Origin of the sequence: Azospirillum sp. SYSU D00513 (assembly GCF_017356015.1) — a bacterium.
In the GTDB taxonomy this organism is placed as follows: domain Bacteria; phylum Pseudomonadota; class Alphaproteobacteria; order Azospirillales; family Azospirillaceae; genus Azospirillum.
On sequence record NZ_JAFIQV010000004.1, the window covers coordinates 15,641 to 38,613 of the forward strand.

The window sequence follows — 22,973 nt, forward strand, 5'->3', positions numbered from 1 at the left end:
TCCCGCGACCAATGGCGAGGCAATTTAGAGAAAGATAGAAATAAACAAGAAATACATGCTACCACGGTCTGTGCATATCTCTTAAGGTGCTGTACCTAATCTCAATAATAAAGATCGCAAACCTAGATGCGTTGGCTACTAATCGCGATGGGCGTTTCACATAAAAGAAACTGTACATCCCAATAATTAAAAAGGCGGAACACCGATCCCCGGTGCCCCGCCCATCCTTCCTGAAAGAAGCCGCGCTCAGCCGGCCTTGCCGGGATCCTTGACCGCCTTCACGCTGTCGAACTCGACGTTGTAGAGTTCGCCGTTCACGCGCTCGACCTTGCGGATGTAGATATCCTGGACGACGTCGCGGGTTTCCGGGTCGATGCTCATGGGGCCGCGCGGGCTGGTCCAGCTCATGCCCTTGGCGGCTTCGATGAAGCTCGGGCCGTCGATCTTGCCGCCGGTCTTCTTCAGCACCTCATAGACCAGATGCAGCCCGTCCCAGCCGCCGACCGACATGAAGTTCGGGCGCATGCCGTTGTTCGCCTTCTTGAAGGCCTCGACATAGGCCTGGTTCTCGGGCGAGGGGTGGGCGGCGGAATAGTAGTGGGCGCTGACGGCGCCCAGCGCGGCGTCGCCCATGGCCGGCAGCAGGTCGTCGTCGGTCACGTCGCCGGTCACCAGCAGCCGGACGCCGGCGGCACCCAGCCCGCGCTCGTTGAACTCCTTCATGAAGCTCGCACCCTCGCCCGAGGGCACGAAGGCGAAGAGGGCGTCGGGGGCGCTGTCCTTGGCGCGCTGGATGAAGGGGCCGTAGTCCGGGTTCTTCAGCGGGATGCGCACCTCGCCCGCCAGCGTGCCGCCGGCCTCGCCGAAGCGCTTCTTGAAGGTGGTCTCGGCGTCGATGCCCGGGCCGTAGTCGGTGACCATCGAATACATCTTCTTGGCACCGTTCTTCGCGGCCCAGTCGGCGATGGTCGCGGCGGACTGCGGCAGGGTGCCGGCGGTGCGGACGATGTAGGGCGACTTGGTGGTGATGACGGAGGAGGCCGCCGCCATCACGATCATCGGCACCTTCGCCTGCTCGGAGATCGGAGCGGCGGCCAGCGCCAGCGGCGTCAGGCCGAAGCCGGCGAGCACCGACACCTTCTCCTTCACCACCAGCTCCTGCGCCAGCCGCTTGGTGGTCTCCGGCGCGGTGCCGGTGTCGTCCTTCAGGATGAGCTGGATCTCGCGCCCGCCTACGGTCGTGCCGTTCAGCTGCTGGTACAGCTTCACCGCCGCGTCGATCTGTTTCCCGGTCGAGGCGAAGGGGCCGGACATCGGCAGGATCAGCCCGATCTTCACCGGATCGGCCGCCCAGGCACCCCCCGCGGCCATGGCCGACATCACGGCGCCGATCGCCACGCTCTTCAATGCACGCATTTCCTGGTTCCTCCCCATTGATTCTCTTTGAAACGATTCTCTTCGAAACCGTTCAGGCCGCCCTAGCGCCGACCCGCATCCCGACATAGCGTTCCAGCGTCGCGTGGTCCTCCATCAGCGCCGCCGAGGGCGCGCGGTGGACGATCCGGCCGCGCTCCAGCACGATGGCGTTGCGGGTGAGGCCGAGCGCGATGTGGGCGTGCTGCTCCACCAGGATGATGGCGAGCCCGTCGCCCTCGACCATCATGCGGATGGCGCGCGACAGCTCCTCCACGATCACCGGGGCGAGGCCTTCCAGCGGCTCGTCCAGCAGCATCAGCACAGGATTCAGCATCAGCGCCCGCCCGATGGCGAGCATCTGCTGCTCGCCGCCGGACAGCTGCGTGCCGAGGTTGGCGCGCCGCTCCTCCAGCCGCGGGAACAGCGCGTAGACCCGGCGCAGATCCCAGCGGCCCGGCCGGCCCGCGATGGTCAGGTTCTCCTCGACCGTCAGGGACGGGAAGATGTCGCGTTCCTGCGGCACCCAGCCGAGCCCGGCGGCGGGGCGGCGGTGTGGCGCCAGCCGCTCGACGGCGCGCCCGCGCAGCCGGATCGAGCCCGACCGCATCAGCGTGTGGCCCATCAGCGTGGCGAGCAGGGTGGTCTTGCCCATGCCGTTGCGGCCGAGCAGGGCCAGCGCCTCTCCCTCCTCCATGGAGAAGGAAACCTCGTCCAGCACGGCGGCGTCGCCGTAGCCGGCATGCACGCCGGTGAGCTGGAGCAGCGGATCAGACATGCGCGGCACTCCCCAGATAGACCTCGCGGACGCGAGAGTCGTCGGCGATCTCCGCCGGGGTGCCGTGGCAGAGCACCTGGCCCGACACCAGCACGGTGATCCGCTCGGCGAAGCGGAAGACCAGCTCCATGTCATGCTCGATGAAAAGGATGGCGAGGTCGCGCGGCAGGCCGGAGATCACGTCGAACAGCTCCGCGCTCTCCCGCGCCGGCACGCCGGCGGCCGGCTCGTCCAGCAGCAGGACGCGCGGCTCGCAGGCCAGCGCCAGCGCGATCTCCACCAGCCGCTGGCGCCCATAGGCGAGTTCCCGCGTCGGGCGTTCCGCGTCGGCCTCCAGCCCGAGCCGGCGGAGCAGGGCCATCGCCTCCTCGATCACGTCGCCCCGGCGGCCCAGCCGGGTCAGCCAGCTCCGCGTCAGGCCGCGCCGCTCGGCGATGGCGAGCACGACGGATTCCAGCGGCGTCAGGGCCGGGAACAGCGTGTTGATCTGGAAGGTGCGGACCAGCCCGCGGCGCACGCGCTCGGTCGGCGGCAGCGCCGTCACATCCTCGCCGTGCAGCCGGATGCGGCCCGCCGTCGGGCGCAGCATGCCGGTCAGCAGGTTGATCAGCGTCGTCTTGCCGGCGCCGTTTGGCCCGATCAGCGCGTGGCGCGCGCCGGCCGGCAGGTCGAAGGTGACGTCACGGGTCGCCTGGAGCGCCCCGAAGCTGACGGACAGCCCTTCGGTGGAGAGGGCGGCGGGGCTCATCGGGATGCCTCCTTGGCGCGGGTCAGCCGGCGGTGCAGGGCGGAGAGGCCGGTCAGAATGCCGCCGCGCAGGAACAGCACGACGAAGACCAGCATCAGCCCCATCCAGAAGAACCAGTATTCGGGGTTGGCGGCGGCCAGCTCGTCGCGCGCCACCATGAAGACCGCCGCCCCGACGAAGGCGCCATAGAGATGGCCGGCCCCGCCGAGGATCAACATGATCAGCACCTCGGCGGAGCGCTGGAAGGCCAGCACCTCGACCGAGACGAACTGCGTCGTCTGAGTCAGCAGCGCGCCGGCGATGCCGGCCATGGCGGCGGAGATGGTGTAGATCAGCGCGCTGTGCCGCCTCATCGGGGCGCCGATGGCCAGCATGCGGCGGCTGTTCTCGCGCATGCCCTTCAGCGCCAGCCCGAAGGGTGACACGGTGAGCTGCCGCGCCAGAAGGAAGCACAGGAACACCACCACCAGGCTGTAGACGAAGGCGGTCCGCCCCCACAGGTCCTGCTCGAAAATCCCCAGGATCGGGTCGATGACGATGCCCTGCAGCCCGTCGTCGCCGCCGGTGATGGCGTAGGCCTTCACCGCCAGCTCATGCAGCACCAGCGAGATGCCGAGCGTGACCATCAGCAGGGCGATTCCGTGCACCCGCACGATGATGAAGCTCAGCGCGAATCCGACCGCCCCGGCGATGGCGCCCGCCGCCAGCAGCCCGCTGATCGGCTCGCTCCAGCCATTGGCGGCCAGCAGCCCGGCGGCATAGGCGCCGAGGCCGAAGAAGGCCGCGTGGCCCAGCGACACGATCCCGCCGTACCCCAGCAGCAGGTCGAGCGACAGGGCGAAGAGCCCGGCGATCAGCACCTGCGACACCAGCACGAGGTCGTCGGGGAAGAGGAAGTAGCAGCTCGCCGGCACCAGCCAGAAGGCCAGCTCGTACCAGCGCCAGCGGCCCTGCCGCTCCAGCAGAGTGCCGGATGCGGTACCCGTGGCGGCACGCTTGCTCTTTTCCTCCAGGGGAAGGACGGTCATCGGGATCACCTCCGCCCGAACAGGCCGGTGGGACGCCACAGCAGCAGCGACACCATGACGGCGTAGATGATGAAGGCGCCGGTCTCCGGCACGTAGTATTTGCCGCCGACGTCGGCGATGCCGAGCACCAGCGCCGCGATCAGCGACCCCTTGATGGAGCCGAGCCCGCCGACCGCCACGACGATCAGAAAATAGACCATGTATTTGATGGGGAAGCCGGGATCGAGGCCGATCAGGTTGATGCCGATGGCCCCGCCCAGCCCGGCGAGCCCGCTGCCGATCATGAAGGTCAGGCTGAAGACGCGGTTCACGTTGATGCCGCAGCCCTGCGCCATGCGCGGGTTGTCCACCGAGGCGCGGATCATCGCGCCGAAGCGCGTGCGCTCGATCCCGAAGATCAGCCCGACAGTGACCGCCGCGGCCACGGCGATCAGGAACAGACGGTAGGCGCCGATGTCCACCCCGCCGATGGTCCAGCCGCCGCTGAGATAGTCCGGCACCTGCACCGGCTGCTGGCCAGGGCCCCAGAAATAGGTCGCCCCCGCCACCGCCATGAAGACGAGGCCGATGGTCAGCAGCACCTGGTCCAGCTCCGTCGCCCGGTAGAGCCGCTGGTACAGGCCGCGTTCCAGCAGGAAGCTCGCCGCCGCGACCGCCAGGAAGGCGATGGGCAGCGTCGCCAGAAAGGGCACGCCCCACTGGTTCATCAGCGTCGCGGCGACATAGCCGCCGAGCATGGCGAAGGCGCCGTGCGCGAGGTTGGCGAAGCCCATCAGCCCCATCGTCACCGACAGGCCGACCGAGATGATGAACAGCAGCATGCCGTAGGCGATGCCATTGAACAGCACGTTGCCCACACTGACCATGATCCTCCCCCTCCTTGTCGTTCCGGCGGTCTCATGCCGCCTTTAAGGTGCCGCCGTGATGGACGCCGCCTGCCGGGCCGGCATCGCGGCGGTGCGGTCGGCCGTGTCGATGGTCACGCCGCCGCGCGCCACGCGGGACACGCAGGTGCACATCTTGGCGTTGGCCTGCTTCTGGGCGTCGCTGAAGAAGACATCGCGGTGGTCGACCACTCCCTCCGTCTCCAGTATGTCCACCGCGCAGAGGCCGCATTCCCCGCGCCGGCAGTCGTGGATCATGGCGACGCCGGCATCCTCCAGCGCGTCGAGCATCGACTTGTTCTCCGGCACCAGCAGATCGAGGCCGAGGCGCGGGACGCGCACGCGGAAGGCTTCCGTCGCGTAGCGGCCGCTGTTGCCGAAGGTCTCGAAGCGCAGCCCCCCGACCGGACGGCCGCTGTCGGCCCAGGCCGTCTTGGCCGCCTCCAGCATGCCGATGGGGCCGCAGAGATAGACCTCGCCGCCGGGCGCCAGCCGCGCGAACTCGGCCGGCAGATCGACGCGCCGCCCCTCGGCGTCGAGGAACAGCTCCAGCCGGTCGCCCAGCCGCTCGCGCAGCTCCTCCGCGAAGGCCAGCTCGGCCTCGGTCCGGGCGGCGTAGAGCAGCCGGACCCGCGCCTTGGCCTGCGACAGGGCCAGCGCCATGCCGTAGATCGGCGTGATGCCGATGCCGCCGGCGATCAGCAGATAATCCGGGCGGCCGTAGGTCAGCTCGAAATGGTTGGCTGGCTGGGAAATGGTGAGGTTCGCGCCGGGTTCCAGGCTCCACATGTAGAGCGAGCCGCCGCGGCTGTCGGGCAGGCGCTTCACGGCGATGCGGTAGAGCCCGTCGGCACAGGGGCCGACGATGGAATAGGAGCGGACGTCGGGGCGCCCGTCCACATAGACGGTGACCTTCAGGTGGCTGCCCGGCGCGGGCGCCACGAAACGGGCCGAGGGCTCGATCTCGAAAAGGCGGATGCCGGCGGCGATGTCCGTGATGGACCGGAGCCGCGCGCCGCTCCACTCGATGTCTGAACGCATGTCGCTTCTCCGGTTGATCAGGTGCGCTCGCCGAGGCGGATCAGCGAGGCGCCGGGCACGCGGTCGAGATGGTCCTGGCTCGCTAGCGCGACCTGAAGGTTGCGCTGGGCGATGCGTGAATGCTCCCGCGCCAGGCTCTCGGCGCGGGCACCCTCGCCGCGCTCGATCGCCTCCAGGATGGAGCGGTGGTGCTCCTGCGCGATGAAGAGGATCTCGCGCGACTCCGGCAGTTCCGACTGGACCAGCACGAAGGCGTTGGGGGAGGCGAAGGGCAGGTGCTGGATGCGCTCGATGGAGCGTTTCAGCACCGCGCTGTCCGCCAGCTCGACCAGCAGGGAATGGAAGCGGTCGTTCAGGCGGATGTAGTCGGAGAAATCCTCAATGCCGAAATCGCGGCGGCGGATCAGCGCGTCCAGGCTGCCGACGCAGTCGCGCATTTCCGCCAGCTCGGCGCGGGAGGGGCGGCGCTCGGCCGCGCGGCGCGCCGCCATCCCCTCCAGCGTGCCGCGCAGCTCGATGGCGTCGGCGATGTCGGCGGCGCTGAACTTCCGGACCACGAAGCCGCCCGTGGACAGGCAATCCACGAGCCCCTCCTCCTCCAGCCGCACCAGCGCCATGCGCACCGGCGTGCGCGACACGCCGAGCCGTTCCACGATGCCGAGTTCGGAGACGCGCTCGCCGGGCGACAGCTCTCCGCTCAGGATCAGCTCCCGCAGTTGCAGGAGCGCGCGGACGGTCTGGGCGTTGCGCGGCTTGTCCTCCGCAGGCTGTTCCATCGCCATGGCCGCCGCTCCTACTCGGCCGCCTTCGCCACCGGGCCGCCCGTCTCCTCCGCGATCATGTGGTCGATCATGCGGCGCGCCCAGAGGGCGCCGGCGTCGATGTTCAGGTTGTAGAAGGGCTGGCGCGGGTTGTTGTCGATGGCCCGCTGCTGCGCCTCCAGCACCTCGACGTCCTGGTCGTAGACGCCGCGCCCGTTGTTGACGTGGGCGACGTTCAGCTCCGTCGTCAGGCTCTGGTCGTCGGTGCGGAAGCTGCGGACGAAGTTCCAGAAATAGTGGCAGCTCGTCGCCGTCTCCGGCGTGATGGCGGCCAGGAAGAAGCCGTTCACCCCCTGGGAACGGTCGCCCTCCGGCGCGCCGGAGCCGTGCGGCGCCACGCCGACGTCGCCGGCCACGATGCCCGGCGCCTGGAAATGAATGATCTGCCAGCGGTCCACCGGCCCCGGCTTGCCGAGCTGGCGGCGCCAGAAGGGCGGGGCGTCGATGTTCTTCATCCAGCGCGTCACCACGATCTCGCGGTCGGTGTGGGTGACGTCGAAGGGGTTCCGGGTGATCGCGTCGTCGCCGATGCTGCCGGCATGGACGTAGGTCTCGTGGGTCAGGTCCATGAGATTGTCCACGACCAGCCGGTAGTCGCATTTCAGGCCGTAGAAGGTCCCGCCCTGGCCGACCCATTTCGGGTCGTCGTTCCAGTGGAAGTCCGGGATCTTCGCGGGGTCGGCCAGCGCCGGCTCGCCCATCCAGACCCAGACCAGCCGGTGCTTCTCCTCCACCGGATAGGCGCGCACACAGGCCGACGGGTTGATGGTCTCCTGCGCCGGCATGTAGGTGCAGCGGCCCGCCGGGTCGAAGACGAGACCGTGATAGCCGCACACCACCTGGTCGCCTTCCAGCCGCCCCATCGACAGCGGCAACAGCCGGTGCCAGCAGGCATCCTCCAGCGCGGCGACACGCCCGTCCGACCGGCGGTACAGCACCACGTCCTTCCCGCAGATCTTGCGGGGCGCCAGCGCGCGCTTGATCTCATGGATCCAGGCGGCGGCGTACCAGGCGTTCATGGGCCAGGGACTTGTGGGAATGGGCTTCGCGGTGGTCACGGCAATCTCCCATTTTCGCTTTGGACGGCGCGCGTCCGGGCGGCGCCTGATTGCCAGGAAGAATACTGAGCCTTATTGTTGGATACAATGACTATCTTGAAGACAGCAGGTGGCGCAGCGAACCATCGATGCATGGCCAGTTTGGCAGCCTGACGGGGTGCCGCGCTGTATACAATGGGGGCCGCAGCTTCCATGGCGCTGAAGGGATGATGAGCGCGCTGGCATGGTTTTCCCCCAAGTCGCAGGGGGAGTATCATGCAAGCGTGTGCAACGCGGCGGTGTGACGATGCCCAGTCCAGCTCGAACGCTTGACCTTCTGGGTGGAAGTGCCGTGTTCGGCGGCAAACCCCTCGACGGCTTTGGGATGGTTGGCCTCGTGCGGTGCGGGATCCCGGTCGGGGCCGTCCAGTTCCTGCTGGAAAGCGGATGGCTGACGCAAGGCGAATTGGAAGTGCTCGTGGTGTCGCGGGCGAGCTTGGCCCGGCGGCATGCCTCCGGACTGCTGACGGCACGCCAATCCGACCGTCTGCTCCGCGTGGCGAGGATGCTGGCCGTGGCTGAGGAAACCTTCGGCGACCGGAGGAAGGCCGGAGACTGGTTGCGCAGGCCCACGGCGCCGCTAGCCGGGGAACGACCCCTGGACCTTCTCGACACGGGCGAAGGAGCCCGCCTGATCGAAACCCTGCTGGGGCGGATCGCGCACGGCATCGCCGCTTGAGTCAGGGTGCGGCGAAAAGCGCCCACCGCCTCACGCCGCCGTGTCCTTGCTCTTCTCCTCCTCCTCGACCAGTCCGCCGTAATTCCCCTCGCGGAATTCCTTGAGGCTGCGGTCGATGGTCTCGTCCGGCAGGCCGGCGCGGCGCAGGAGGAGGCCGGCCATCTGGAGGCTGGTTTCCATCGTCTCGGGCACGACGGCCGAGGCGCCTACGGACTTCAGGATCTCCCCGCGCTCCAGATCGTGGGCACGGGCGACGATGGGCAGGCCCGCGGCGTGGTGGCGGATGGCCTCGACGGCGCGCTCGGCTGCTTCGGGGCGGTTCAGGGTGATGACGGCGGCGCGCGCCCGGCCGATGCCGGCGGCGTGCAGGACGCCGAACTGGCTGGCGTCGCCGTAATAGACGGGCAGCCCGTCGCGGTGCGCCTGCGCCACGCGCTGCGGCTCCAGGTCGAGCGCCACGAAGGGGATGTCGTGGGCCGCCAGCACGCGGGCGATGGCGCGGCCGACGCGGCCGTAGCCGGCGATCAGCACATGGCCGCGCAGGTCGCTGGTCTCGATGCCGAAGGCCTCCGCCCCGTCGCGCGCCTCGATCGCCTTCGCCAGCCGGGCGGCCAGGGCGCCGATCAGCGGCGTCACCGCCATGCTGAGCGCCACCACCGACGACAGGATCTGTCCGGTCTCGCCGTCCAGGATGCGCAGGTCCGCCGCCTTGCCGATCAGCACGAAGGCGAACTCGCCGCCCTGCGACAGCAACAGCCCGACACGCAACGAGGTCGCGAGCCCGAGTCCCGACAGGCGGCAGAGCAGGGCCAGCAGCAAGGCCTTGCCGGTCAGAAGCCCGGTGGTGATGGCCAGGATCGCCGCCGCCTCGCGCCACATCAGCGGCAGGTCGAGCGACATGCCCACCGTCATGAAGAAGAGCCCGAGGAACAGCCCGCGGAAGGGCTCGATGTCGGCCTCGACCTGGTGGCGGAAGGCCGTGTCGGCGATCAGCATGCCGGCGAGGAAGGCGCCCAGCGCCATCGACATGCCCGCCTCGGCCGTCAGGTAGCCGACCGCCAGCACGATGAACAGGTTGGTGGCGGAGAAGACCTCCGGGCTTTTCGCGGCGGCGATGAATCCGTAGACCGGCCGCAGCACGAAGCGGCCGAGCAGCATGATCAGCCCGATCGCGGCCACGCCCTTGAGCAGGGCGAGGCCCAGCGCCTGCCCGATGCTGGTGGACTCGTTGGCAAGCAGCGGCAGCAACGCCAGCAGCGGCACGACCGCGAGATCCTGGAAGATCAGCACGGCGACCGACACGCGGCCGAAGCGCGCCACCGTCTCCCCGCGTTCGACGAGCAGCTTCAGCACCGTGGCGGTGGAGGAGAAGGCGAGCGCCCCGCCGACGACCAGCGCGGCCTCCGCCGGGAGGCCGATCGCGTAGGCGGCCCCGCCCAGCAGCAACCCGGTCGCCACCACCTGCATCAGCCCGAGCCCGAAGATGTAGCGCCGCATCGCCCGCAGGCGCGACAGCGGCAGTTCCAGCCCGATGGCGAAGAGCAGGAAGACCACGCCGAACTCCGCCAGGAAGCGCGGCGTCTCGATGGAGGGCACCGGCCCCGGCGTGTGCGGTCCGAGCAGGACGCCCGCCACCAGATAGCCCAGCACCGCCGGGATGCGCAGCGCCTGGAAGACGGGAACGACCACGATGGCCGCCAGGAGGAAGGACAGGACGTCCAGAAGAAGGTGATGCTCGTCCATGGCGGAACTTCGGCGGCGCGCTTCGAAAAGGCGGTGGTTGGGAAGGGAAGCGGCGGAAAGGCGCCGGCGGTCAGCCCCGCGGCACCGCCAGCAGCTCGTCCACGGTCGCGACCAGCTCGTCGTTGGCGAAGGGTTTGAACAGCAGCCGGTCGGCACCGTGCATCTGCGACAGCGTCAGGGCGGCCGAGGCCGGGAAGTCATGGGACCCGCCGGACACGGCGATGACCGCGGCGCGGCTTCCGCCGGCGCGCAGCCGCTTGACCGTTTCGATGCCGTCGATGCCCGGCATGATCATGTCCACGATCACGACGTCGAAGGGCTGGCGCAGGGCAAGCGCGATGCCCTCCGCGCTGTCGTAGCGCTCGGTGACCGTGTGCCCATGGCTTTCCAGCACCATGCGGACAAGCGTCGCGAAGGCCGGCACGTCGTCGATGACAAGGGCCGTGGCCATCAGCCGCGCCTCCCCCGGTGGAGGGTGCGCGTCGCCCGGTTGGGAATAGCCGTCATGCTTCGCGCGCTCCTTTCTCCGCAACGGCCAAATGGCCCTCGCCCAGGAGTATCGCCAGTCTTACTCCTCGGGGGGTGGCACCGCAAGTCAAGCCGCGTCATGGTCCGCGGCCTCCGTGGTCTGGACGGTGTCGCGCCTCGCGCCGCGGCGGGCGAGCAGCGTGCGGAGCAGCTGTTCGAGCCCGTCCGCCACGGCCCTGTGCGATCCCTCGTTCAGGCATCCGATGGCGGCGGCCAGCTCGTTGAGCGGATCCTGGTCGAGCAGGGCGCGCCCGGCCTCCGACAGGGTCAGCACGCTCTTGCGGCGGTCGCTCTCGCTGGCCTGACGGTTCAGCAGGCCCTTCTTCTCCAGCGCCGAAATGGTCTGGCTGGCCGTGCCCTTGGTCGTGCCGTGATAGCGTGCGAAGGCCACCACGCTCCGGGCGCTGGGCATCGCCTGCGCGAAATAGCGCAAGGCCGCCCATTGAGCCGGGTTGAGCCCTTCGGTAAAGGCGAGACTGCTCGTCGCGCGCATGACCTGGGCCATCACCTCGGCGGTCGCGCGCGCGTTTGGACGCATCCTCGATCCCTTGCCGTGCGGAAATACCAAGCCCCGGCAGTTTCGTTCCGAACTCGCCGGCTGCGCAACCCCTCATTACGTCCGGGCGGCCTTTCCGTCCGGACCTGTCGGCGGTACGACACAGGGAGCCGCCGGATGGGGTGGGCCGGCCACCGTTTCGCGCATTGCAGGCGGCCTGCGGGGGCACCTGACGTGAAAAAGGAAGCTAGCCGGTTCAGGCGTTGCCGATAACCGCCGGACGCGCGGGGCGCTTCGCGCGCCCCGCCCCGGCCGCCAGGCTCGCCGCCATGTCCGCCGCCTGATCGGCGGACGGAACGTTCGGGTCGTGCTGCCCGGTGAAGCGGACGTGCGGCAGCCGTTCCATCAGATGGCGCAGCACCGCCGATGCCAGGGCGGTGCCGTGCCAGAAGACGCGGCGCAGCGCGGGGAAATCGCCGGCGTGGATCAGCCCGCCCTCGGCCAGTTCGGCCAGCCGCTTCGTGCCGGTGGTCCATTGCGTAAGGTTGTGGCTGCGGATGAAGCCGGTCAGCAGGGCGGGATTCGCGTCGGCCTCGGCCGGCTGGACATGGACCGAGGCGCCGGCGGCCAGGGCCGCCAGCGTGTGGAAGACGCCGGCGGTGTCGGCCTCGCCGGCGTCGGCGCTGGTGCGGTCGCCGGGGCGCAGCCCGAACCGGTCGCGCGCCTGCGCGGCGAAGGCCGCGAGCGTGCGGTGGCGCAGGACGAGGCTGGCGGGCCGGCCGGTCGCATCGACGGTGTAGAGCAGGTGCGTGCGCTCCTCGCGTGCGCCGGACAGCAGCAGCGGCGCCGAGGATTGAGCGTCCACGTCGGCTTGGGTGAAGGCAGCCTGAGCAAAGGCGGCCGGATTGAGGATTCGTGGCCGCTCCCGCCCGTCCGGAGCCGGACCGAGCCAGCCGATGACGGCGGAGCCAGCCGTGGAGGTGAAGCCGCGCAACGCCTTGAGCGTCGCCGCCGTCTCGGCGCAGGCGAGGATCACGGCGGGCCGGGCATCCGCCAGGACCAGGGCCGAGCGGATGGCCGGGGCGCGCGCGTCGAGCGGAACGCAAACGCCGCCGGCCTTGAGAACGGCGAGGGTGGCCGTGATGGACGTGGCCCCGCGCGGCAGCAGCAGCGCGACGCGGTCGCCGGCCCGGCAGCCGGCCTCGCGCAGCGCGCGGGCGAGGCGGCTGCTCGCGGCGTCGAGCTGACCGTGGGTCAGCTCTCCGTCGGGCGCTGAAACCGCGAGAGCGGCCGGATGCCGGGCCGCCCGTCCGAGAAGGTGCTCCTGCAACGCGGCCATGATCGGGACTCTCCGTCGCTCGCCAGTTTCAAGCTCCGCCTCTTCAGGGGCGTTTCGCTGGTGGTCCACCGGAACCGGGCGGCGTCAGCCGCCGAGCTCTGTGAAGCCGATGTCGCTGTCCGCCGTGGTGACGAACCAGTTGCGGGGATCCGCCAGCATCGGACCCAGCTCCTGCCGGTCCGGCGCCGGGCGGACCATCATCCGGGTCGGCGCGCGCAGCCCGTTCCGCAGGCACAGGAAGCCCATCATGGAGAGCGGCCGCGCCGCCTGCATGTTGAGTGTCCGGCACAGCAGGGCGGACACCCGCTCGCGCCGGGCCTGCTCCACCACCAGCGCGAAGGTGGGCATCAGCCAGCCGGGGCGGGCGAGATAATCGAGCACCACCGCCACCGGCTCGCCGCGCCAGCGGTCCACCCGCAGCACGACGTACCCCATCAGCCGGCCGCCCTTCATGATGTAGAAGCGGCGCAGCCGCCCGGCGTTCGGCGCCCGGTCGAAACGCCAGCTCAGGAAGGCGCGGTCGCGCCGGGCGATGACGGTGTGCTGGGGAGCAGCGGCCTCCCACAGCTCATCCGCCTTCTCGTCGAAGGCGGGCACCTCCACCAGCCGGCCGCCCCGGACGCGCGCCGCCAGGTTGTAGGAGGTGGAGGCGACGGAGAGCGCCGGCTTCCCGATGCCCGCCGCGATGCTGGCCAGCGCGCCGCCGTAGGGGCTGACGCGCAGGCAGCGCAACGGATCGATGACCCGCAGGAAGGTGGGAAGGCCACCCAGGTCCGACCAGCCCGCGCGCTTGTAGGACTTGTAAGCGGCGTCGGTCATGCCCAGCGAGATGGACACCTCGCTCGAGGCGAGGTGCGCATCCGACAGGGTGGGGCCGACGCCGCGCAGGCGCCATTCCTTGGCGACCATCAGGTCGATGGCCCAGGATGCCCGGTGGCTCCGGTCCCCGGCCTTGAGCGCGAAGGGAATGCCGGCCTGCTGGCCGACGATCCCCCCGTTCCGGCGGCAGACCCAGAACTGCGGCCCTTCCGGGTCCTGTTCCGGCGGCTCAAGCAGCCACCGGAAATGATCCCGGCAGAGCTGGATCGAGTTGGGTCCGAAATACTCCCGCTGAAAGGACTCAAGGTCGGGGCGGTCGTCCGGCACGTACCGGGCGATGCCACGCTGGGTCCAGGGCATCACTGTCATGCGTGGCTCCCGTCGACCTCGACCGGCTGGACCAGGATGGCGTTGCGCAGGATGCGGGCCGAGGTGCGGCGCTTCAGCACGATGTCCTTGTAGACGCGCTGCACCTGCTCGACCGACAGCCCCAGGGCGGCGGCGGCCTCCGCCTCCGGCACGCCGTTGCCGTAGGCGCAGAGCGCCAGGTCCAGCTTGTCGTAGGGGATGGCGTAGTAGAACTCTTCCTGGCTCTGCGGCAGGGTGTAGGTGTCGGTGCTGGGCGACTGGTTCTGGATCTCCGCCGGCAGGCCGAGATAGGCCGCCATCTGATAGACTTGGCTCTTGTACAGATGCGCGATCGGCTTCAGGTCGGCCAGGCCGTCGCCGCCGCGGACGAAGAAGCCCAGCTCGAACTCCAGACGGTTCGGCGTGCCGATGACCGCGTAGTTCAGCCGGTCGGCATGGGTGTATTCGACGGTCTTGCGGATGCGCTGCTTCAGGTTGGTCGCGGCGACCACCGACAGGTAGATGTCGGCCGGCATGCGGCTGGTCTGGCGCTCGCCCTCCGGCGATTCGACGGTGATGTTGAAGTAGTTGACGCGGTCGGAGTCGAGCAGCCCGGCGGCCAGGCCGATCTTCTGCTTCCAGCCCTCGCCATATTCGGGGAAGAGGCGGCGGATGGCGTTGTCGCGGCGCTCGTAGCAGCCGAGCGCGGTCAGCGGGGCGGTGATGTTCTCCATGATCGGGGTCAGGCCCAGGCTCTCGCAGAGCAGCCGGCCGCGCTCGGTGCTGCTGTCGGAGGACTCCTTCTCCGGCATCAGGATGGCGAGCACCCGCTCCGGTCCGAGGGCGCGCACGGCGAGCGCCGCGCAGACGGAGCTGTCGATGCCGCCCGACACGCCGAGAACGACGCCCTGGCGGCGCAGGTCCTGGGAGACGATCCGCTTGATCGACTGCTCGATCTCGCGAGCGGCCGCCGCGCAGTCGAGTTCGAGGGCGCTGGCATCGAACGAATTGAGGGCGTTCAGCATGGCGTCAGATTTCCCGATTTATATAAGTTGAACTATGAACAGGCTATTCCCGTCGGACCGGATCACACCGCCGCCGCGGCGGCACCCAGCCGGTCTTCCAGAACGTGGGTGGGGACTTCCTCCAGCTTCCGCCGCAAGGTGGCGGCCGTCCGCGGGAAATCCTCCAGATAGTCTTTGGCGAGCATCTGCATGGTCAGCACCCCGACCAGCGCCATCTCCTCGCGCTCGCCGGCCATCTGCCCGCCGGAGCGGTGCGCCTTGGCCGACAGGGAAGCGACGGCGGTGGGGTCCGCCAGGCCGAAGCGGGACACCGCCTCGGGCGACAGAAGCTCGTGGACGTAGTGCGGCGCGTCGGCCCCGAACAGCGCGGTCGTCATCGGCGCGCGGTAGGGGCGCTTGGGCCGCTGGCCGATCTCCGCCGGCAGCAGGCGCGCGGCCAGCCGGCGCAGGGCCAGCTTGTCGCGCAGGCCCAGCATCTTCACGCGGTCGGGCAGGGCCGCGCAGAAATCGACCGTGTCGGGATCGAGGAACGGGTAGCGGACCTCGATGCTGTTGGCCATCGCCACCCGGTCGCCCTGGCTGGTCAGCAGGTAGGGCGTCAGGAAGGCGGCGATCTCCGCCATCTGCGAACGGGCCAGCGGGCTCCAGCGAGTCCAGCCGTCCGGCATGTGGGCCGCCACCTTGGCCTCGAAGGCCTCGGCGTCGGCCGCCGCGCGCAGGTCGGCGTGCAGCAGGCGCTGCGACCAGGCGGTGTTCTGCCAGCGGATCTGGTGCGCGTAGAAGGGCGCGTCCGTCTCCATCATCCCGCGGCGGAAGAAGTTCTGCCAGAGCGGGCTGTCCTTCTGGCCGCTCGCGGCGGCGAAGGGATGGATGCGGCCGAGCAGCTTCGGGCGGATCTTGGAGTCCGGTTGGCGCGCCCAGAAGCGGCGGACCCGGTCCTCCTTGAAGATGTCGTAGCCGGCCAGCCACTCGTCGGCGCCCTCGCCGGACAGGACGACTCGGATGCCGCTGTCGCGCACCAGCCGGGACAGGAGGAAAAGCGGGGCGGGAGCCGTGCGTACCAGCGGCGCCTCGCCGTGCCAGATCACGTCGGGCAATGCTGCCTGGATGTCGGACTGGCTGCACAGGATGTCGTGGTGCTCGGTCCCGACATGCCGCGCGACGATCCGCTGTTGCGGGGTCTCGTCGAAGGCTCCGTCGGTGAAGCGCACGCCGAAGCTGTGCATCTGAGTGGTGTCGAGCTTGCGCGCCAGCGCCGCGATGACCGAGCTGTCGAGCCCGCCGCTGATATAGACGCCGACCGGCACGTCGGCGCGCAGCCGCAGCCGGATCGAGTCCAGCAGCTTCTCCTCCAGGCGGTCGGCCGCCTCGTCGAGCGACAGCTTCGCGAGATCCGGATCGCCGGCCATGTCGGCCTGCCAGTAGCGCTCGGCCCGGATGTCGAGGTTCGCGTCGATGCGGAGCGCGGTTGCCGCCGGCACGCTCTCCACCCCGGCGAAGACGCTGCCGTGCGGGGCGACGCTCCAGTGGGAGAAGACCTGGCCGAGCTTGGCGCTGTCGAAGCGCGGGTCGATCCGGCCGCCGGCGAACAGCGATTTGGCCTCGGAGCCGAAGACGATGTGCTCGCCCGCCCGGGCATAGAAGAGCGGCAGGATGCCGAGCCGGTCGCGCACGAGCCACAGCTCGCGCCTGGACTCGTCCCACAGGCAGATGGCGAACTGGCCGTTCAGCTTGGCCCAGGTGGCCGGCCCGTACTCCTCGAAGGCGTGGACGATCACTTCCGTGTCGGTCTGCGTGTAGAAGCGGTGGCCGCGCGCCTCAAGGTCCCGGCGCAGCTCGACGTGATTGAAGATCTCCCCGTTGAAGGAGATCCAGAGGCTGCGGTCCTCGTTGTGGATCGGCTGGAAGCCGCCGGCCAGCCCGACGATGCTGAGGCGCGCGTGGGCCAACCCGACGCGGCGGTCACGGTAGAAGCCGTAGCCGTCCGGGCCGCGGTGGCCCAGCATGGCGATCATCCGCCGCAGCTCTTCCAGCCCGGGGGGTTCGGCTCGAGGCCCGGCGAGGACTCCGGCGACACCACACATGGAAGCAGTCTCCTCGAAAAGCGGGGCCCGGATAAAGGCCAGTAAGGGGTGCTCTGGGACAGTGCCCTGAGGCGGCCGTCGGAACGGTGCAGCCGGGCCGGCGCGGTCAGGCCGGCGTGACCAGCTCGAAGCGCTTGATCTTCCCGCTGTCCGTCTTGGGCAGCTCGTCGCGGATCTCGATGAATTTGGGGACGAGGTGGCCTTCCAGCCGGCCGCGGCAGTGCTGGCGGACGGCGGCCTCGGCCAGAACCGCGCCGGGGCGCGGCACCAGGAAGGCCTTGACCGCCAGCCCGTCCACCGGGTCCGGCACGCCGACGACCACCGCCTCGGCGACGGCCTCCAGCTCGTAGAGCGCGTTCTCGACCTCTTTGGGGCTGACTTTTTCGCCGCGGCACTTGAAGACGTCGTCCTTGCGGCTGACGAAGTAGAGATAACCCTCCTCGTCGGAGCGGAAGAGGTCGCCGCTGTGGAGCAGCGTCTCGCCCAGCGGGCCGGTGCGCAGGCGGCGCGCCGTCTCTTCCGGGCGGTTCCAATAGCCGCGCATGACGTTCGCCCCGCGCACCACCAGCTCGCCCACCTCGCCGGGGGCGGCGCGGCGGCCGTCCTCGTCCACGACATAGGCTTCGCAGTTGGGCATGGCCCGCCCGACGGAGTCCGGCCGGGTGGCGAGGTCCGCCGGGTCGAGGTAGCAGACCCGCGTGCATTCCGTCATGCCGTACATCGAATAGAAGGCGGCCCGCGGAAACATCTCCCTCAGCCGCTGCATGTGCGCGGACGGCAGCGGGGCGGCGGCGTTGGTGAGGTAGCGCAGCGAGGACAGGTCGGTGGCCTTCAGCGCCTCCAGCCCCAGCAGGGTGGAGAAGAAGGTCGGCACGCCTGGCAGCCCGGTGACGCGGTGCTTCGCCATGCGCGCCAGCGTCTCGGCCGGGAAGGCGAAGGACCGTTCCAGCACCACGGTGAAACCGACGCGCGCGGCGGTCAGCACCTGGGTCAGCCCGTAGCCGAAGCTCAGCGGCAGGACGCACATCACCACGTCGTCGGGCCGGTTCTCCAGATAGGTGGAGATCGCCCAGGTCGTGTTGACCAGGTTGGCGTGGCTGAGCATCACGCCCTTTGGCCGCCCGGTCGTGCCGGAGGTGTAGAGGATGGCGGCCAGATCCTGGTCGATCAGGCCGGGGTCGGCGGGGGCCGCGTGCGGCGCCGCCAGGATCTCGGTGAAGGACAGCCCGTCGGCGCCGGGCGGCAGGGCTGGCCCGACCCAGAGGGTGACGGCCGGCGCCTCGGCCAGCGCCGGCAGGACCTGCCGGGCCAGCGCCGTGGGTGCCGCCAGGGCCTTCACCCCGCCGTCGGCGAGGATGTAGGCCAGCTTGTCGGCCTTGGTCGAGGGATTGACGGGGATGAACACGGCACCCGCCTTCAGCGCCCCGAAGAGGCTGGCGACGAACTCGACCGAGTTCTCCAGCATCACCGCGACGCGGTCGCCCCGTTCCACCCCGGCGGACTGCAGCGCGGCGGCGACCTTGTCGCTGTCCCGCTCCAGCTCGGCGTAGGTCCGGCGGACCTCGCCGGCGACCAGAGCGGTGCGCTCCGGGTCGCGGGCGGCGGTCTCGCCGAGGAACTGATGCAGCAGGTGGGCCATGTCACGTCCCCGTTCGATTGGCCGTTTGGCGTCCAGCTTCCGGGTCAGGCCGCGGTCTTGATCGCCTGCTTGCGCTCAACGAAGTGCGCGATGCGCTCGACCGATTCCAGGTTGTCGGCGACCAGATCGTCATCCTCGATCGCGATGCCGAAGCGCTCTTCCAGGAAGGTGACGACGTGCATGATGCCCGTGGAGTCGATCACGCCGGATTCCAGGAGGGACTCCGCGTTGTCGAAGCCGGAGTCGTTCCCGAGCAGGAAGTTATCCACGATGAAGGTGCGGATGTCCTGAACGGCGGCGGTCAGGTGCGTTTCGGTGGTCACGGTACGCATGTCGCTGGCAACTCCGCAAAGGGTTTGGTCCGTTGGACCGCGGCGGGCCGAGGACTGTGTCCCCGCCATCCGCGGCAAGCTCTGGGTTCGTTTCGGGTCCCTCGCCATCCGGCCCTGGGCCGGACGGCGGCTTTTCCGAACCGCGTCCTGCATCACTCTTTATTGCACCCGCACCCCGGGTTTGCGAGGGAGCAAAGGATAAGGCGACGCTGAAGACCTTGGTAGCCTGAAGGTTTTGCAGGGTATTACTTGCAGAAGGAGTCCTATACATCCGCGCCGCCGGGTAATATGGGCGGCGTATGAGCTAAGCCGCCGGGATGGGCCGGACGTCCGGCGCCGCGGCGGGCTTGCCCCGGCCGGATGCCTTGAGCGTGCGCAGCTTGGCCGGTATGCCGGTCATCTGAACGCTGAGCCAGGCCACCGACGCGTCGTCCGACAGGGGGAAGGCCTTGAGCTGCAGCGGATCGGAGCCGGGGCCGTTCCAGCCCGGATCGATGCTCCGGGCGGTGCGGTAGCCGGCGCGGCGGATGGCGGCCAGCTCGCGTTCGCCGAAATCGCCGTTGGGGAAGGCGAAATGGTGGCAGGGCTTGCCCACCGATGCCTCCAGCTCGGTCTTGCAGAGTTCGATCTCCTCGGCGGCCTGCCGGTCGTCGCAGCGCAGGAGGATCGGGTGGTGGCGCGTGTGGCCGCCATAATCCGCGACCTCGCCCATCCGGTGCACCTCGTCCCAGGTCATGGCCTGGCGCTCGGCGCCGTCCCGGTCGGGATCGTCGCCGAAATCGGCGAGCCGCTGGCGCCGCTCGGCGTCGGGCACGAGCTTCAGCGTCTCCACGCCGATGCGCTCGGCGGCGGCGGTCTTCCACCAGTAGGGGCGGGCGGTGCCGACGATCTGGCTGCACAGGAAGATGGTCGGCCGGACGCCGAACTCCCGGAAGAGCGGCTCCAGCTTCGTGTTGGCGCGGTGGCCGTCGTCGAAGGTGATGACGAGCGGGTAAGGCGGCAGGGCGTTCCACCGGCCGGTCTCCATGGCGTCGGCCACGGCGTCCATCGTGGTGAAGTTGTAACGCTCCGCGAACCAGGCGAGATGCTCGCGCAGCAGCTCCGGTTCCGGATCGTGATAGACGACGATGGTGGCCTTGCGGCGCGCGAAGCCGAAACGCATCAGCGCGCCGAGTCCGGTCCAGCGCACCATGCCGGCGATGGCTTGCTTCATGATGGAGCAGTCCTCCTGGACGTCAAATCGGGTGGGTCGGAAATCGGGTGAGTCGAAAAAACTTCGAACGATGGGCACGGCGAACAGGAAAGGCACGGTAAAGGAAACGGGCGGGGCGAAACGGCGAGGACGGGCGCTCCGGGCGCCCGTCCGTTCCGCTTCGCACCGCCCCGCAAATCGAGGAGCGGAAGGCCCGGCGCGTCTCAGCGCACGTGCGGGCCGGCCGAGGCGCGGGTCGCGGGGCTGCCGGCGCCGGGCAGGGTTTCGGGCTGGCGCGGGTAGCCGGCCGGCTCGCCCCGCCAGTTGCGCGCGTTGCGCCGGTAGATCTCCAAGATCCGACCGCGGTAGACGGCGATGTCGAACTGCCGCTCGAACATCTCGCGCGCGCCGAGCCCGAGCCGGCGGCGCAGCGCCGGGTCCTCGATGACGCGGGCCAGCGCCGCGGCGAGGGCGCAGCGGTCGCCCGGCGGCACGAGAAGGCCGGTCGTCTCGTCCTTGATGGCGTCGCCCACGCTGCCGACCGGCGTCGCGATGATCGCCAGCCCGTTGGCCATGGCCTCCAGGACCGACATCGGCAGCCCCTCGAACATGGAAGGCTGCACCAGAACGTCGGCGGCCTGCAGCTCGCGCCGGCAGCCCGTCTGGTCGAGCCAGCCGGTGAAGCGGACGCGGCCGGCGAGCCCCAGCCTTTCGGCCTGGGCGCGGTAGGTTTCCAGCTCGCCGTCGCCGGCGATGGTCAGCTCCCAGTTCTTGTCCCGGCAGGCCTCCGAGCCGAGCGCGTCGAGCAGCACGTCGATGCCCTTCAGCTTGATCAGCCGGCCGAGGAACAGAAGCCGCACCGGGCCCTCCTCCTTGCGGACGGGCAGGACCGTGGGGCCGGGAACGGCGTTGTGCAGCACCGTCACGCGCCGCGCGTCGGAGCCGAAGCTGTCCACCACCCACTGGCGCCAGTAGTCGCCGAGCACGACGATCTCGTGCGTCATGGCGATCATGCGCCGGATGGCCCAGCGCGTCACCGGCCCGGCATCCTCGTAATGCTTGGGAAAGCGGCCGCCATGCATGTGCAGGATGACCGGGACCCGGAACAGCGAGGCCATGGCGATCAGCACGCCCTTGCGCAGGACGCTGCCGTACTCGGCCATGTGGATGTGCAGGAGCTGCGCCTTGCCCGTCAGGAAACAGCCGAACAGGCGCAGCACGGCGGCCATGAAGTAGAAGGGCATCAAGCGGAATTTGCCGGGACCATAGCTGTCGACGACCTCGAACCGCACCTCCGGGCAGTGCTCCCGCAGGTCGCTGGTGAAGTTGTCGACGATCCGCCCCATGCCGCCCTTTTCTTCGGTGCCGCCGGGGGAGACGATGTAGATCATGTCAGCTCCTGGTCTTTATCCTTGCAGGGGCGGCGGTACCGGAGGCCGATGCCGCCGCCCGTCCGTGCATTGGATCTTGAAAGCCGAGGCCGCCTCCGCCCGGAATGGGACGGCACGGCCGCACCAATGGTTTCCCTAATGTTTTTTTCCGCCTTGAGGCCGTTCGTTCTTGGTCCAGAAGTATGGCAACGAAATCAAGGCGGCAATGATGCGGGCGGATTACGCGAACTTCGGAGAGGGTTGTGTGTCGAGGAGCGCACATAACGCTTCCGTGTCCGGTCCGCCTCTTTCGTGGTATAGGCTTTTGACTTAGCGCGGTTCCATCCGCGTGAAGGAGGTCTCGGCCGCCGGCGCCGCCGGGGGCATTGTGCCGAGGCCAGCCGATCCCAGCCCCCCGCTTCCCAGCGTGGCGGCTTCGGGAAGGCCGGTCCGCCGCTCCGGCGTCTGCATCTCCTCGTACAGCGCGTTCAGCGCGTCGGCGTAGGCGCCGATGTCGAACAGCCGCACGAACAGGCGCCGCCCCTCCTCGGACAGCCGCCGGTACAGATCCGGATCGCCGGCCAGCTCAAGGATGCTGTCGGCAAGCGCCTCGCGCTCGTTCACGGGCACGATCATGGCCGTCTCCGCGTGCTTCAGCACCTCCGGGATCGAACCCACGGGCGTGGTCACCACGGGCAGCCGGGCGGCGAGCGCCTCCAGGATCACCATGGGCAGCCCCTCGTGGGTGGAGGGCAGAACCAGCATGTCGTGCGAGCGGAGCATCTCGTGCGCCTGCTCGCGCGACACCCAGCCGTGGAAGCTGCAATCCTCCGCGATGCCGAGGCGCGCGGCCATCTCGCGGTAGCCGTCCACGTCGCCGCCGCCGCCGAGCGTCAGGCGGAAGCGCACGCCGCGCTGCTTGAGGATCTCGCAGGCGTGCAGGAGCGTGCCGATTCCCTTGCGCTCGGACAGGTTGGCGAGCACCAGGAGCGACAGGGTGGCGCCCTGCGGCGGCGGCTCGCGCTCCAGCCCGTCAGCCGCGAAGTCGGGCACGGCGTTGTAGAGGATGCGGATCTTCTGAGGGGCGATCCCGAGTTCCTCCGCCAGGAAGCCGCTCCACTCCTTGCCCAGCACGACGGCCCGGTCGCAGTGGCGGAACAGCCAGCGGGACATGGCGCGCCCGACGGCGCTCTCCCGGCAATAGTCGATGAAGGTGGCGCCGTGCAGATGGACGACGGTCGGACGGCCGAACAGCTTCGCGACGAACTGGATCGCGGCCTTGCGGGGCACGCTGGCGCCCTCGGACACGTTGATGTGGACGATCGAGGCGCGGCCGCGGGCCGCCAGCCATCCCAGGCGGGCCAGGGTCGCGGTGAGGTAGAGGGGCGACATCCAGACGCTCCCCTTGCCCCGGGTGTCGAGCACCACCGTGTCCGGCTTGGCGGCCGAGGCCTCGAACTGGTCGACGATGTATCCCGTCATGCGGCCGATGCCGCCGCCGCCTTCCAGGGCGCCGGGAGTGGTGAAGACGATGCAGGTCTTTTTATGATTGTTGCGCATTGTGCCCCT

General features: G+C 69.5%; 21 protein-coding genes. 1 reads left to right on the forward strand and 20 read right to left on the reverse strand.

The window, feature by feature from the left end; all coding sequences use genetic code 11:
* Positions 1 to 246: 246 nt before the first annotated feature.
* From JUB11_RS04215 to JUB11_RS04250, 8 genes are read right to left on the reverse strand one after another with little or no spacing between them, the layout of a single operon-like run.
* Entirely contained in the window at positions 247 to 1,416 is a 1,170-nt protein-coding gene (locus tag JUB11_RS04215) for an ABC transporter substrate-binding protein (protein WP_247886834.1), read from the reverse strand.
* A 52-nt stretch (positions 1,417 to 1,468) separates the two neighbouring features.
* Complete coding sequence (locus JUB11_RS04220; RefSeq protein ID WP_207456430.1) at positions 1,469 to 2,191, reverse strand: ABC transporter ATP-binding protein; 723 nt, start codon at positions 2,189 to 2,191, stop codon at positions 1,469 to 1,471.
* Positions 2,184 to 2,939: an ABC transporter ATP-binding protein gene (locus JUB11_RS04225; protein ID WP_207456431.1), complete on the reverse strand. Its 756-nt coding sequence runs from the start codon at positions 2,937 to 2,939 to the stop codon at positions 2,184 to 2,186. The genes JUB11_RS04220 and JUB11_RS04225 overlap by 8 nt, the downstream gene beginning before the upstream one ends.
* Positions 2,936 to 3,967, reverse strand: coding sequence for a branched-chain amino acid ABC transporter permease (locus JUB11_RS04230; protein WP_207456432.1), 1,032 nt, complete (start codon positions 3,965 to 3,967; stop codon positions 2,936 to 2,938). Before JUB11_RS04230 ends, JUB11_RS04225 begins: the two co-directional genes overlap by 4 nt.
* A 5-nt stretch (positions 3,968 to 3,972) precedes the next feature.
* Entirely contained in the window at positions 3,973 to 4,833 is an 861-nt protein-coding gene (locus JUB11_RS04235) for a branched-chain amino acid ABC transporter permease (protein ID WP_207456433.1), read from the reverse strand.
* Between the two features lie 42 nt (positions 4,834 to 4,875).
* Positions 4,876 to 5,892: a PDR/VanB family oxidoreductase gene (locus JUB11_RS04240; RefSeq protein ID WP_207456434.1), complete on the reverse strand. Its 1,017-nt coding sequence runs from the start codon at positions 5,890 to 5,892 to the stop codon at positions 4,876 to 4,878.
* 17 nt (positions 5,893 to 5,909) lie between these two features.
* Positions 5,910 to 6,674, reverse strand: coding sequence for a GntR family transcriptional regulator (locus JUB11_RS04245; RefSeq protein WP_247886835.1), 765 nt, complete (start codon positions 6,672 to 6,674; stop codon positions 5,910 to 5,912).
* A gap of 11 nt (positions 6,675 to 6,685) precedes the next feature.
* Positions 6,686 to 7,771, reverse strand: a complete 1,086-nt coding sequence (locus JUB11_RS04250; RefSeq protein WP_348771351.1) for an aromatic ring-hydroxylating dioxygenase subunit alpha — start codon at positions 7,769 to 7,771, stop codon at positions 6,686 to 6,688.
* A gap of 331 nt (positions 7,772 to 8,102) precedes the next feature.
* Between JUB11_RS04250 and JUB11_RS04255 the strand changes: the two genes are divergently transcribed.
* Positions 8,103 to 8,489, forward strand: a complete 387-nt coding sequence (locus JUB11_RS04255; protein ID WP_348771352.1) for an antitoxin Xre/MbcA/ParS toxin-binding domain-containing protein — start codon at positions 8,103 to 8,105, stop codon at positions 8,487 to 8,489.
* 30 nt (positions 8,490 to 8,519) lie between these two features.
* Here the strand turns inward: JUB11_RS04255 and JUB11_RS04260 are convergent, their stop codons facing one another.
* The 12 genes from JUB11_RS04260 to JUB11_RS04315 form a co-directional block, all read right to left on the reverse strand.
* A complete protein-coding gene (locus JUB11_RS04260) occupies positions 8,520 to 10,232 on the reverse strand; it encodes a monovalent cation:proton antiporter-2 (CPA2) family protein (RefSeq protein ID WP_207456439.1) in 1,713 nt (570 codons plus the stop codon).
* Positions 10,233 to 10,302: 70 nt separating this feature from the next.
* Complete coding sequence (locus JUB11_RS04265; protein WP_207456441.1) at positions 10,303 to 10,683, reverse strand: response regulator; 381 nt, start codon at positions 10,681 to 10,683, stop codon at positions 10,303 to 10,305.
* Between the two features lie 144 nt (positions 10,684 to 10,827).
* A complete protein-coding gene (locus JUB11_RS04270) occupies positions 10,828 to 11,298 on the reverse strand; it encodes a MarR family transcriptional regulator (RefSeq protein ID WP_207456443.1) in 471 nt (156 codons plus the stop codon).
* A gap of 214 nt (positions 11,299 to 11,512) precedes the next feature.
* Positions 11,513 to 12,595, reverse strand: coding sequence for an AMP-binding protein (locus tag JUB11_RS04275; protein WP_207456446.1), 1,083 nt, complete (start codon positions 12,593 to 12,595; stop codon positions 11,513 to 11,515).
* An 84-nt stretch (positions 12,596 to 12,679) separates the two neighbouring features.
* The gene (locus JUB11_RS04280) at positions 12,680 to 13,783 is read right to left on the reverse strand and encodes a GNAT family N-acetyltransferase (protein WP_207456448.1); all 1,104 of its coding nucleotides are present in this window, start codon (positions 13,781 to 13,783) and stop codon (positions 12,680 to 12,682) included.
* Complete coding sequence (gene nadE, locus JUB11_RS04285; RefSeq protein WP_207456450.1) at positions 13,780 to 14,787, reverse strand: NAD(+) synthase; 1,008 nt, start codon at positions 14,785 to 14,787, stop codon at positions 13,780 to 13,782. The genes JUB11_RS04280 and nadE overlap by 4 nt, the downstream gene beginning before the upstream one ends.
* A gap of 62 nt (positions 14,788 to 14,849) precedes the next feature.
* On the reverse strand, positions 14,850 to 16,871 hold the full coding sequence (gene asnB, locus JUB11_RS04290) for an asparagine synthase (glutamine-hydrolyzing) (protein ID WP_207456452.1): 2,022 nt from the start codon (positions 16,869 to 16,871) through the stop codon (positions 14,850 to 14,852).
* Positions 16,872 to 16,977: 106 nt separating this feature from the next.
* Positions 16,978 to 18,510, reverse strand: a complete 1,533-nt coding sequence (locus JUB11_RS04295; protein WP_207456454.1) for an AMP-binding protein — start codon at positions 18,508 to 18,510, stop codon at positions 16,978 to 16,980.
* A 44-nt stretch (positions 18,511 to 18,554) separates the two neighbouring features.
* Entirely contained in the window at positions 18,555 to 18,842 is a 288-nt protein-coding gene (locus tag JUB11_RS04300; RefSeq protein ID WP_207456456.1) for an acyl carrier protein, read from the reverse strand.
* 304 nt (positions 18,843 to 19,146) lie between these two features.
* Entirely contained in the window at positions 19,147 to 20,055 is a 909-nt protein-coding gene (locus tag JUB11_RS04305; RefSeq protein WP_207456458.1) for a polysaccharide deacetylase family protein, read from the reverse strand.
* Between the two features lie 203 nt (positions 20,056 to 20,258).
* Positions 20,259 to 21,425: a glycosyltransferase family 4 protein gene (locus JUB11_RS04310; protein ID WP_207456460.1), complete on the reverse strand. Its 1,167-nt coding sequence runs from the start codon at positions 21,423 to 21,425 to the stop codon at positions 20,259 to 20,261.
* 309 nt (positions 21,426 to 21,734) lie between these two features.
* On the reverse strand, positions 21,735 to 22,964 hold the full coding sequence (locus JUB11_RS04315) for a glycosyltransferase family 4 protein (RefSeq protein WP_207456463.1): 1,230 nt from the start codon (positions 22,962 to 22,964) through the stop codon (positions 21,735 to 21,737).
* Positions 22,965 to 22,973: the final 9 nt, after the last annotated feature.